The 11,991-nt window shown below is 64.4% G+C and carries 13 protein-coding genes; all 13 read right to left on the reverse strand.

Going from position 1 to position 11,991, the window contains the following annotated elements:
• Position 1 precedes the first annotated feature (1 nt).
• The 13 genes from A3A5_RS0104300 to fabD all read right to left on the reverse strand — a co-directional run bounded on the left by A3A5_RS0104300 (position 2) and on the right by fabD (position 11,961).
• On the reverse strand, positions 2-394 hold the full coding sequence (locus A3A5_RS0104300) for a DUF4845 domain-containing protein (protein ID WP_026200440.1): 393 nt from the start codon (positions 392-394) through the stop codon (positions 2-4).
• 50 nt (positions 395-444) lie between these two features.
• On the reverse strand, positions 445-1,344 hold the full coding sequence (gene lepB, locus A3A5_RS0104305) for a signal peptidase I (protein WP_018309400.1): 900 nt from the start codon (positions 1,342-1,344) through the stop codon (positions 445-447).
• A 95-nt stretch (positions 1,345-1,439) separates the two neighbouring features.
• Positions 1,440-3,233 (reverse strand): translation elongation factor 4, encoded by a 1,794-nt coding sequence (gene lepA, locus A3A5_RS0104310; protein WP_018309401.1) that lies wholly within the window; start codon positions 3,231-3,233, stop codon positions 1,440-1,442.
• A 208-nt stretch (positions 3,234-3,441) separates the two neighbouring features.
• The gene (locus A3A5_RS0104315; RefSeq protein WP_026200441.1) at positions 3,442-3,726 is read right to left on the reverse strand and encodes a glutaredoxin family protein; all 285 of its coding nucleotides are present in this window, start codon (positions 3,724-3,726) and stop codon (positions 3,442-3,444) included.
• A gap of 15 nt (positions 3,727-3,741) precedes the next feature.
• Entirely contained in the window at positions 3,742-5,229 is a 1,488-nt protein-coding gene (locus tag A3A5_RS0104320) for a DegQ family serine endoprotease (RefSeq protein ID WP_026200442.1), read from the reverse strand.
• Positions 5,230-5,361: 132 nt separating this feature from the next.
• Positions 5,362-6,441, reverse strand: coding sequence for a MucB/RseB C-terminal domain-containing protein (locus tag A3A5_RS0104325; protein WP_026200443.1), 1,080 nt, complete (start codon positions 6,439-6,441; stop codon positions 5,362-5,364).
• 8 nt (positions 6,442-6,449) lie between these two features.
• Complete coding sequence (locus tag A3A5_RS0104330; RefSeq protein WP_026200444.1) at positions 6,450-7,079, reverse strand: sigma-E factor negative regulatory protein; 630 nt, start codon at positions 7,077-7,079, stop codon at positions 6,450-6,452.
• Between the two features lie 115 nt (positions 7,080-7,194).
• Positions 7,195-7,794: an RNA polymerase sigma factor RpoE gene (gene rpoE, locus A3A5_RS0104335; protein WP_010814682.1), complete on the reverse strand. Its 600-nt coding sequence runs from the start codon at positions 7,792-7,794 to the stop codon at positions 7,195-7,197.
• Between the two features lie 111 nt (positions 7,795-7,905).
• Positions 7,906-8,379, reverse strand: a complete 474-nt coding sequence (locus A3A5_RS0104340) for a hypothetical protein (protein ID WP_232431257.1) — start codon at positions 8,377-8,379, stop codon at positions 7,906-7,908.
• A 52-nt stretch (positions 8,380-8,431) separates the two neighbouring features.
• Positions 8,432-9,664, reverse strand: a complete 1,233-nt coding sequence (gene fabF, locus A3A5_RS0104345; RefSeq protein ID WP_018309407.1) for a beta-ketoacyl-ACP synthase II — start codon at positions 9,662-9,664, stop codon at positions 8,432-8,434.
• 190 nt (positions 9,665-9,854) lie between these two features.
• Positions 9,855-10,094 carry an acyl carrier protein gene (gene acpP / locus A3A5_RS0104350; RefSeq protein WP_008644813.1) on the reverse strand — a complete coding sequence of 80 codons (240 nt, stop codon included), beginning with the start codon at positions 10,092-10,094 and terminating at the stop codon, positions 9,855-9,857.
• 171 nt (positions 10,095-10,265) lie between these two features.
• Positions 10,266-11,015, reverse strand: coding sequence for a 3-oxoacyl-ACP reductase FabG (fabG, locus tag A3A5_RS0104355; protein ID WP_018309408.1), 750 nt, complete (start codon positions 11,013-11,015; stop codon positions 10,266-10,268).
• Positions 11,016-11,031: 16 nt separating this feature from the next.
• Positions 11,032-11,961, reverse strand: a complete 930-nt coding sequence (gene fabD, locus A3A5_RS0104360; RefSeq protein ID WP_018309409.1) for an ACP S-malonyltransferase — start codon at positions 11,959-11,961, stop codon at positions 11,032-11,034.
• Positions 11,962-11,991 lie beyond the last annotated feature (30 nt).

An 11,991-nucleotide genomic window follows, 5' to 3' on the forward strand; every position in this document is an offset into this window, starting at 1 on the left:
ATCAGTGCTGCGTTCCTGAATAGGTAATCAACAGGCTCAGGGGTCCGTAGACGGGCACCTCGGTCCGGTACGAGAAATCGACCGCCTGGATGGTGCCGTTCTCATCTTCCCGGATCAGGAGGTCCTCGCCCTTGACTGCGGTAATCCGGTCGATGGCTGCCTGTTTTTCAAAAAAATCGACCACTTCGCGCTTGTTGGCGGCGCGCTGCTTGGCATAGCTGGCGGCGCGCTTGACCGAAAAATACTCCACCAGGCTCGGGATCGCGCGCAGGGCCGGCAAAGCCACCCCGATCACGAACACCACGATCACCAGCAGCGTCCAGACGGAAAACCCGCCCATGCCTGCCCGGCGTCGTACCGGATTCCTGCCCCCCACCTTCCCAAATTGACCCATGATGCGCTTGCCCTCGTTTTGCGTTGAGTGTTCTTGCGCCGCGGGGAATCTTATTTGAACGTTCCCACGCGTCCGAAATTACCCAGGTTCATCCAGATCACAAACGCCTTGCCGACAATATTCTCGTCCGGCACGAAACCCCAGTAACGGGAATCCAGGCTGTTGTCCCGGTTGTCACCCATGACGAAATAGTGACCTGCAGGTACCTTGCAGGTCACTCCCTGCTGATTGTAAGTGCAGTTTTCCCGGTACGGGAAATCCGGGTCCGCCCCCGCGACAAACGCCGGGCGGTCGGCGTCGTTCAGGATGCCATGATCGACGCTGCCTGGCAGCTTTTCCCGGAAATGCCTGGAATACGCCAGGCGCTCCTCATCCAGGAAATCCGGCAGCGCGGAGTACCCGGCCGGCTTGCCGTTGATGGTCAGGCGCTTGTTGGCATATTGCACCACGTCGCCCGGCACGCCGATCACGCGCTTGATGTAGTCGAGCGACGGATCCTTCGGGTAGCGGAACACCATCACGTCGCCGCGCTGCGGCTCGCCCATGTCCACGACCTTCTTGTTCACCACCGGCAGGCGGATGCCGTACTCGTACTTGTTGACCAGGATGAAGTCGCCGATCAGCAGCGTCGGGATCATCGAGCCGGACGGGATCTTGAACGGCTCGACCACGAACGAGCGCAGCACGAACACCGCCAGGATCACCGGGAAGAAGCTGGCCGAATACTCCAGCCACCATGGCTGGCGCAGCTTTTCCTCGGCCAGTCGCTTGCGCGTGGCGTCAGCTTCCGCCGCGCCGAAGCGGCCCTGCAGGTCGGCCTGGCGCGAATCGAACTCGGCCAGCGCCAGCCGCGCCGAAGAGCGGCGCTGCCGCTCGAACACGAGCTTGTCCGCCACCCACGCGACGCCCGTAATCACCACCAGCACAAAAAGGATCAGTGCAAAATTCATGACGGCTTCTGGTTTTTTGAAATCCTGGTACAGCCTGTTCTTTCACCACGGCGGCAAGCCGCCGCGCGTGGCACTGCCCTGCTCGCTGCGCCTTCTTACTTGTCATCCACCTGCAGGATGGCCAGGAAAGCCTCCTGCGGGATCTCGACCGTACCGACCTGCTTCATCCGCTTCTTGCCGGCCTTCTGTTTTTCCAGCAGCTTCTTCTTGCGCGTGATGTCGCCGCCGTAGCACTTGGCCAGCACGTTCTTACGCAGCGCCTTGACGTTTTCGCGCGCAATGATATTCGCGCCGATGGCGGCCTGGATCGCCACGTCGTACATCTGGCGCGGAATGATCTCGCGCATCTTGGCCGCGACTTCGCGGCCGCGGTATTGCGAGTTCGAACGGTGCACGATCACCGACAGCGCATCGACCTTGTCGCTGTTGATCAGGATGTCGACCTTGACCACGTCGGACGGGCGATATTCCTTGAACTCGTAATCCATCGACGCATAGCCGCGCGACACCGACTTCAGGCGGTCGAAGAAGTCCATCACGATTTCCGCCATCGGGATTTCGTAGGTCAGCTGCACCTGCTTGCCGTGGTAGCTCATGTTGATTTGCGAGCCGCGCTTCTGCGTGCACAGCGTAATCACCGAGCCGACATATTCCTGCGGCATATACAGGTTGACGGTGACGATCGGTTCCAGGATCGCCTCGATCTTGCTCGGGTCCGGCATCTTCGCCGGATTTTCCACGGTGATCACGGTGCTGTCGCGCATCTCGACCTGGTACACCACTGTCGGCGCGGTGGTGATCAGGTCCATGTCGAACTCGCGCTCCAGGCGCTCCTGCACGATCTCCATGTGCAGCAGGCCGAGGAAGCCGCAGCGGAAGCCGAAGCCCAGCGCCTGCGACACTTCCGGCTCGAACATCAGCGAGGCATCGTTGAGCCGCAGCTTTTCCAATGACTCGCGCAGCGCCTCGTACTGGTTGGCCTCGACGGGGTACAGGCCGGCGAACACCTGCGGCTTGACTTCCTTGAAGCCCGGCAGCGGCGCCTCGGCCTTGCGTTGCACAGTGGTAATGGTGTCGCCCACCTTGGCCGCCTTCAGCTCCTTGATGCCGGCGATGACGAAACCGACCTCGCCCGCCGTCAGCGCATCGCGGGGGATCGACTTCGGCGTAAACACGCCCACCTGCTCGACCAGGTGCTGTGAGCCGTTGGCCATCAGCAGTACCTTGTCCTTGGGACGCAGGGTGCCATTGACCACGCGCACCAGCATCACCACGCCAACGTAGTTGTCGAACCACGAGTCGATGATCAGCGCCTGCAGCGGCGCGTCGGCGTCGCCCTTGGGCGGCGGCACCTTGGCGATCAGCGCCTCGATCACGTCCTGCACGCCCTGCCCGGTCTTGGCCGAGCACGGCGTGGCGTCCTGCGCGTCGATGCCGATCACGTCCTCGATCTCCTGGATCGCGTTATCGGGGTCGGCCTGCGGCAGGTCGATCTTGTTGAGCACCGGCACCACTTCCACGCCCAGCTCGATCGCGGTGTAGCAGTTGGCCACGGTCTGCGCCTCGACGCCCTGCGAGGCATCGACCACCAGCAGCGCGCCTTCGCAGGCCGACAGCGAGCGGCTCACTTCATAGCTGAAGTCGACGTGTCCCGGGGTGTCGATCAGGTTCAGGTTGTAGACCCGGCCGTCGCGCGCCTTGTAGCTGAGCGCAGCGGTCTGCGCCTTGATGGTGATGCCGCGCTCCTTTTCGATATCCATCGAATCGAGGACCTGAGCTTCCATCTCCCGATCCGACAGCCCTCCACAAAGCTGAATGATCCGGTCGGCCAGGGTGGACTTCCCATGGTCGATATGGGCAATGATCGAGAAATTACGGATATGGTCCATCTAGTGTTCAGGGGAGCGCCGGCGTGAGAGCCCGCGCGGCAACAAGCGGTTGAGCGGCCCGGCGCCGCGCGCCGCAAGGCGTGCGCGGGCGTACCGCAGGTTCGGGGGGTGCAATTTTTGCGCCAATCCGCAATTTTACCGGATTTTCAATGACTTCCGGGTCGTCAAATGGCGGCGTGGCGCGGTTGGCGGCGGTTACCGGCGGGGATCAGCGGGTGGTGTGCGTGCCACCATGTGCGGCAAGCCACACCCTTACGGCCGCTTCGTCGAGGAAATAGTGGCAAAGCTCCACGGCGCTGCGTTGCAAGTCTGCTGGCGTGCCCGGCATCAGTACCGGCACCAGCTCGCCAAAGCGGTCTTCCAGCCCCGCATCGGTATCGACATCCACCTCATGCAGGGTGAAAGAAAAATCGCGCCGGAGCGGCTCCAGCGCGACCTTCATGTCTTCGCAAAGATGGCAGTATGCCCGGCCGTACAGTGTCAGCGCGGGCATACCGATCATGGCGGATCAGCGACTGGACGTAGCGCCCGGACGCAGCGTCAGCACCTGGGTGGCGTCGCCGCGCCGCACGAACACCGCGGCAATCCGGTTCTTGTCCAGGCTACGCACCAGCTCGTTGAACTGGCGGGCGTTGGTCACGTCGGTATCGCCCAGGCGCAGGATGATGTCGCCCGGACGGATGCCGGCACGCAGCGCCGGGCCGTCGGCCACTTCCACCTCGACGCCCGACTTGAGCTTGAGCTCCTTCAGGCGCGCCTCGGGCAGGTCATTGACCACCAGGCCCAGCGCGTTGGGCTTGCCGGACTGCGCCGCGCCGTCGTCCTTGGGCGTTGCGCCGCTGCGAGCCTTGGCCTTGCCGTCCGGCTCCAGCTCGGTGACGGTGATCGTGACGTCGCGGGTCGCCCCCTTGCGCCACAGCTGCAGCGGCACGCGCGTGCCCGGCTTGGTCTCGCCCACCATGCGCGGCAGGTCCGAGGCCCGTTCGATATCGCGGCCGTTGAACTTGAGGATGATGTCGCCGGCCTCGATGCCCGCCTTCTCGGCAGGACCGCCCGGCTCGACGCTGCCGACCAGCGCGCCGCGCGCACGGCCCAGGCCCAGCGAATCGGCCACCTCCTTGGTGACGTCGCCGATCGCCACGGCGATGCGCCCGCGTGTCACGCGCCCTGAGGCCTTGAGCTGCTCGGACACGCGCATCGCCTCGTCGATCGGGATCGCGAACGAGATGCCCATGTAGCCGCCGCTGCGGCTGTAGATCTGCGAGTTGATGCCGATCACCTCGCCGCGCAGGTTGATCAGCGGGCCGCCGGAATTGCCGGGGTTGACCGCCACATCGGTCTGGATGAACGGCAGATAGTCGCCCGTGTCGCGGCCCTTGGCCGAGACAATGCCGGCGGTCACGCTGTTGTCCAGCCCGAATGGCGAGCCGATGGCCAGCACCCACTCGCCCGCGCGGACCTTGTTGGAATCGCCCAGCGGCAGGCGCGGCAGGCCGCTGGCCTCGACCTTGAGCAGCGCCACGTCGGTGCGCTTGTCCGAGCCGATCAGCTTGGCCTTGAATTCGCGCTTGTCGGGCAGGGTCACATAGATGGTTTCGGCGTCGGCCACCACGTGCGCGTTGGTCATCACGTAGCCGTCCTGACTGATGATGAAGCCCGAACCCACGCCGCGGCTCTGCTCTTCCTGCTGCGGCGGCTGGCCGCGGCGGGGAGCGCCTGGCGCCGGGGCGCCGGGCATCGGCACGCCGAAGAAGCGCCGGAAGAATTCCGCCATCTCGTCATCGCCGCCGGGCGCACCACCGCGCTGGCGCACGAGTTCCGTGGTGCGGATATTGACCACGGCCGGGCTGGCCTTTTCCACCAGGTCGGTGAAATCAGGCAGGTTGTAGTTGGAGGCGGCAGCCTGGGCATAGCTGACTTCGGCAACAGTCGGGCCGAGCAGCATCATGGCAGCCATGACCACGGCCCGCGCCAGGGCTGGAGATCTGAACATCATCGACAACTCCCGGGATTCAGGGAAAGAAGAAGGACCAACTGTATCGCCCCCTGTGGCAGGGGACCCTGTGCAGAATTCATGGGCCGGCGCCGGAACCAAGGTCCCGTGGCGCCGGCAGCACCTGCGTCAGGCTCAGTGTACCGCCTTGGGCGGGCGGTACTCTACGGCCGTCGCAAACTGGCGGACGGTGCTTGCCGGGACCTCGCCCACCACGGTAATCCAGTAATCGGCGATCCGGCGCACCACGACCTGGGTCGCGCCGAGCGCGGCCACGCCCTCACGGCGGGCACGTTGCTCGGAAACCGGCTCAATGAAGACCGACAGGCCCGTCAGCCCGTCGCTGTAGACGACTTGCAGGACTTCGAAGACCTGCCCGCGCGCGTTGCCCGGCGCGGGCGCACGCAGTTCGCCGAGCGGCCGGCGCACTTCGCGGATTTTCTGGAAGCCCTTGAGCGGCACGGCAATCGACCAGCCCTCGTCGGCGATGCTGGTCGGCTGGTAGGTCACCTCATAGCGATTCCAGCTGCTGGAATTCTTGATCGCACCGAGGATACGCTGCTTTTCGGACGGCACCCCGATCTGCACCTGCGAGAACGCGACCTGCTCCAGCACCTTGCCGCCCTCGCCAATGGTCTGCGCGCGCATCAGCAGCCCGGAGTTTTTCTCCGCCCACAGGCGCACCGCATAGCGCGCGGCATCGTGCGGCTCCAGCGCGAAGACCTCGCACTCCATGCCTGCCACACGCTCGGCGGGCATCTTGCGCATGTCGTACAGGTCCAGCACATCGTTCTTGTTGGTGGCGAGCAGCGCCGGGAAGCGGTCCTTGGCTTCCTGCTTTTCCACCACCACCAGCTTGGCCTCGGGGATCAGGCTGTGCACCACGTCGTTCTGTCGCAGCACTTCGCGCGGCTTGCCGTCGAGCGTTTCCAGGCGTTCGTACTCGTTGTGGACGAGATCACTGTAATGCTGGATACGCGAGGCGTGCATGACGCTGCCGCGCTGGTAGATCAGCGTGCCGACATAGTTCTCGCGCTGTGCGGCTTTGTGGATCTTGTTGAGCCAGGCGGTGGCGTCGCGTCGGTTCAGCGTACTGTCTGAGGGCTGTGCGGTGGCCGCGGCAGCGCTCAGACACAAGGCCAGAAAAAAGGACCTACGCAGGGCCCTGATTTTCTGCGCGCCCGCTACATAGGCGGGCGACCCTCCTTTATGCATGTCCGGCATTATTCCTGCGTATTTTCCTGAGTGAAGTTTGCACCGTTGGCAACCGTGCGCATGGTGGGCACGAACGCATCCGTTGCCACCGACGTGCGATGGGCACGCAGGTATTCGTCCAGGCGCGGGTCACGGATCATCTGGGGACTTTCGGCCGCCACGGTGACGATGCCAGAGGCCGGCCCGCCCGCGGGCTGGTCGGCGCGCGCCACCACGGCATCGGGCGTGGCCAGCGTGGCAGGGCCGCGCATCTGCGGCACGACCACCCAGCTGACCGCTGCCACGGCGGCAGCGATGGCGGTGCCCGGCATCACGCGGCGCACCCATGACGGCCTGACCAGCAGGCGGTGGCGGGCGCTGGCCTGCGCCACTGCCGGCACCAGTACGTGCGGCTCGGCTTCCAGACGCGCGGAGAAACGAGAGAGGAAAGCAGTGGTGGAACCCGCGTGCGTCAGGTCTTCCGAACGCAGCGTGTCGCCGATCAACTGGTAAGTGGCCCAGTCGGACATGCCGGCATCGCTTTTCGCGAGACCCAGCACGGCATCAACTTCGTGCGGCGCCAGTTCGCCATCCATCAATACGGAGATCTGCTCCGCTGCTTCCACTACATGAACCGACTGCTTATGAGCCTGACCCATTTCCCACCCCAAGACATTCCATTGAACACCGATAATCCCGTCACTTCTGTCGCTTATCGATGCAGGAATACGCTGCAACGCTGGCCGCACGACATTCTTCTTGACTACCCCACTACTACCACCGCTTGCCCTCTGCCGTTCCCAGCAGCGGACGCAACTTCTCGGCAATCGCCTCGCGCGCCCGGAAGATCCGCGAACGCACCGTGCCGATCGGACATCCCATCGCTTCGGCGATCTCCTCATAGCTGAGACCCTCGATCTCGCGCAGCGTGATGGCGGTCCGCAATTCCTCCGGAAGGGCCTCCATTGCGCGGTTCACCGTCTCGGCGACCTGGCGCGTGTGGAGCATCGATTCCGGCGTATTGATATCCCTTAGTTGCTCACCGTCCGCAAAAGTTTCAGCCTCTTCTGCATCGATATCGCTGGACGCTTCCGGGCGGCGGCCCTGGGTGGCCAGGTAGTTCTTGGCCGTGTTGACGGCGATCCGGTACAGCCACGTATAGAAGGCGGACTCCCCGCGGAACTGGGGCAAGGCGCGGTATGCCTTGATAAAGGCATCCTGCGCCACATCTTCCACCTCGGCGGGGTCCCTGACCAGGCGCGAAATCAGGCGAATGATCTTCCGATGGTATTTGGTCACCAGAAGTTCAAAGGCCCGCTTATCGCCCTGCTGGACGCGTTCAACTAGGAGCTGATCGGCTTCGCGTTCGCTCACGTATGGCTCACCTGCAGTGTATCTCTTGGTTTGGTCGTCACGACAAACGTTGTATTTTACCTACGATTCTAAGCCCGCCCGGTGAAGCAACGCGCATCCTGTGACCGTAAGCTAACAAAATCGTTCCCCTGCCGGCACATCAGGTTGCACCCGCAGTGCAACTCTGGCGGCGCGTTGCAACCGCCGCGCCATTTCGGGCGAACCCGCCTGCCAGGGAAGAAAGATGGCGCCCGGCATCCCGGGCGCGCCGGGGGCCAGGCGCACGACAGCGGCACCGCCGGCCTGCCAGCATTGCCTGACCACAGCCTCGTACCGGGCACCGCCCGGATCTTGCAGGCGGATCCGCAATGGAGCCTTGCCGTCGGGCGCGTGCAGCACCGCCGTGCAGCGCCAGCGCGAGCCGTGCCACCACGCCGGCCAGGCACGCAGCGTCGCCGCGATGGCAAGCGCGAGTCCCAGCGCCATGGCGGCATGCCCCCGATGGAAACCAGTCTGACTACCGGCCACCACAACGGCCAGCGTCCGCGCCAGCAGCGCGAGCGCCAGCGTTTGGCCGGCACAAAACACGAACAGGGCCCACCGCAACGGGTGGACCCTGCCCTGGCGCAGCCCGCGAAGGGCCCGCCTCAACCACGGATCAGGCGCGGCGGAAAACAAGCGTGCCGTTGGTGCCGCCGAAACCGAAGTTGTTCTTCACCGCGACGTCGATCTTCATCTCGCGGGCCGCGTTGGCCACGTAATCCAGGTCGCACTCGGGATCCTGGTTGTCGAGGTTGATCGTCGGCGGCGACACCTGGTTGTGCAGCGCCAGCACGGTGAAGACCGACTCCAGGCCGCCGGCACCGCCCAGCAGATGGCCGGTCATCGACTTGGTCGAGTTCACCACCATCTTGTAGGCCTGATCGCCGAATGCGGCCTTGATCGCATCGGATTCGTTCTTGTCGCCCAGCGGCGTGGACGTGCCATGGGCGTTCAGGTAGTGCACCTGGTCCGTGTTGATGCCGGCGTCCTTGAGCGCATTGACCATGCAACGGCGCGGGCCGTCCATGTTCGGCGCGGTCATGTGGTAAGCGTCGCCGCTCATGCCAAAGCCAATCAGCTCGGCGTAGATGCGCGCGCCGCGCGCCTTGGCCGACTCGTACTCCTCCAGCATCATCACCCCCGCGCCTTCGCCCAGCACGAAGCCGTCGCGGTCCTTGTCCCACGGACGCGAAGCGGCCGCCGGATCGTCATTGCGCGTCGACAGCGCACGCGCAGCGGCGAAACCGCCGATGCCCAGCGGCGACACGGTCGACTCGGCACCGCCCGCCAGCATGGCGTCGGCATCGCCGGCCTGGATCAGGCGGGCGGCCAGGCCAATGCTGTGCAGGCCGGTCGTGCAAGCCGTCACGGCAGCCAGGTTCGGGCCCTTGATGCCGTGGATGATCGACAGGTGCCCCGCGATCATGTTGATGATCGAGCCTGGCACAAAGAACGGCGAAATCCGGCGCGGACCGCGCTCGGTCAGCACGGCGTGGGTCTCTTCGATCAACGGCAGGCCGCCGATGCCCGAACCGACCAGCACGCCGATGCGCTCGGCATTGGCTTCGGTCACTTCCAGGCCGCTGTCCTTCAGGGCCTGCGTGCCGGCTGCAATGCCGAAATGGATAAAGGTATCCATAGCGCGGGCTTCCTTGGCGGGGATGTAGTCCTCGGCATTGAAACCCTTCACTTCACCGGCAAAGTGCACGGAAAGCGCGGAGTGATCGAATTTGGTGATGGTGGCGATGCCGGACTTGCCGGCAACCAGGTTGGCCCAGCCTTCGGCAACCGTGTTTCCGACCGGAGACACAAGGCCAAGCCCAGTGACGACGACGCGACGACGGCTCACTATGTTTTCCTACGGGTGCGTGAAACGGGAACGGAACGGAGATCAGCCTACCGCCGGCCTTGCGGGCCGCGCGGCGAAGCACATTCCATTCTGCTTCTTCAAACAGACGAAAGCCACAGAAAACAGCAAGGCGCGGCCGCAACGGCCCGCCCACCTGCCTTCTGTGGCTCGGAATGCAGAAACGACGGGCTTAGGCCTTGACGTGCGCGGTGGCGTAGTCGATAGCCTGTTGCACGGTCGTGATCTTTTCGGCTTCCTCATCAGGAATTTCCATGCCGAATTCATCTTCCAACGCCATCACGAGTTCAACCGTGTCCAGCGAATCCGCACCGAGATCGTTCACGAACGACGATTCGTTCTTGATGTCTGCCTCGGCCACGCCAAGCTGTTCTGCCACGATTTTCTTGACGCGTTGTTCGATATTGTCCATGTAACCCTCCAGGGAAGTTCGACAAAAAGTGGGCGCATTTTAGCAGGTTTGAGGCGACAGAAATGCCGCCTGCCAAGCTTTGCAAGAATCGCGCCCGTTTGGTTCGGAAAACTACTACTTCAGGCAGCTTCTTCGGGCTTCTTCCCCGAAACCAGCCAACCAAAAACCCCATTAATTCATGTACATCCCGCCGTTCACATGCAGCGTAGTGCCGGTAATGTAAGCGGCTTGCGGACCAGCCAGGAAGGCCACCGCGTTGGCGATATCCTCCGGCTGGCCAAGGCGACCCAGCGGAATCTGCGTCTTGAGCGAAGCATGCTGCTCTTCGGACAGCGCCTTGGTCATGTCAGTGTCGATAAAACCCGGCGCGACACAGTTCACGGTCACGTTGCGGCTGCCGATCTCCGCGGCCAGCGAGCGGGTCATGCCCGCCACGCCCGCCTTGGCAGCAGAGTAGTTCATCTGGCCGGGGTTGCCGACCGAGCCCACCACCGAAGTGATATTGATGATGCGGCCCTGGCGGGCCTTCATCATCGGACGCAGCACCGCGCGCGACAGGCGGAACACTGAAGTCAGGTTGGTCTGGATCACGGCCAGCCAGTCCTCGTCCTTCATGCGCATCGCCAGCTGGTCCTGCGTGATGCCGGCATTGTTGACCAGCACGCCGATGCCGCCATGGGTCTTGACGATCTCGTCGATGAGCGCGTCGCAAGCGGCCGCGTCATTGACGTTGAGCACGGCGCCCTTGCCCTTCAGGCCATCGGCGCCGAGGTAATCAGTGATGCCGGCCGCGCCGGCTTCGCTGGTGGCGGTGCCGATCACGGTGGCGCCCTGGCGGGCCAGTTCCAGCGCGATGGCGCGGCCGATGCCGCGCGAGGCGCCGGTGACCAGCGCAACCTGGTTGTCGAGAAGTTTGGTCATGCGGTTGTCCTCTTGCTTACTTCAGCAGTGCCAGCGTGTCCTGCAGCGAGGCCGGATCGAAGATCGCGCCGCCGGTCAGGTTGCCGTCGATGCGCTTGGTCATGCCGGCCAGCACCTTGCCGGGGCCGCATTCGATCACGTGCGTAATGCCTTCGGCGGCCATCTTCTGCACGCACTCAACCCAGCGCACCGGCGCGGCGGCCTGGCGCACCAGAGCGTCCTTGATCGCGTCCGGATCATTGACGATGGCGACGTCGACGTTGTTCACCAGCGGGATCGACGGCGCCGAGAATGCCAGGCCGGCCATGCGCTCGCGCAGACGGTCCGAAGCGGGCTTGAGCAGCGACGAGTGGAACGGCGCCGACACCGGCAGCGGCAGCGCGCGCTTGGCGCCCTTGCTCTTGGCGATTTCGCAGGCCTTCTCGACCGCGGCCTTGTTGCCTGCGATCACCACCTGCGACGGCGCGTTGAAGTTCACGGCCTCGACCACGCCCGCGGCCGATGCCTCGGCGCAAGCGGCACGCACGTCGTCATCGGACAGGCCCAGGATCGCGGCCATGGCGCCCTCGCCCACCGGCACGGCTTCCTGCATGGCTTGCGCGCGGAAGCGCACCAGCGGCACCGCGTCGGCAAACGGGATCACGCCCGCGGCCACCAGCGCCGAGTACTCGCCCAGGCTGTGGCCGGCAACCAGCGCCGGCGCCGGGCCGCCGGCGTCCAGCCAGGCACGGTAGACCGCCACGGCGGCGGTCAGCATCACCGGCTGCGTGTTGGTAGTCAGGTTCAGCTCTTCGGCGGGGCCTTCGGCGATCAGGCGGCCGAGATCCTGGCCAAGCGCGGCCGAGGCTTCTTCCACGGTGGCGCGCACTACGGCGTTATCAGCGAAGGCATTAAGCATGCCGACCGACTGCGAACCCTGGCCGGGAAATACGAAAGCGAATTTCATCGGATTGGAACCCTAACAAGAAACGGGTGG

Origin of the sequence: Cupriavidus sp. UYPR2.512 (assembly GCF_000379565.1) — a bacterium.
Taxonomy (GTDB): Bacteria; Pseudomonadota; Gammaproteobacteria; order Burkholderiales; family Burkholderiaceae; genus Cupriavidus.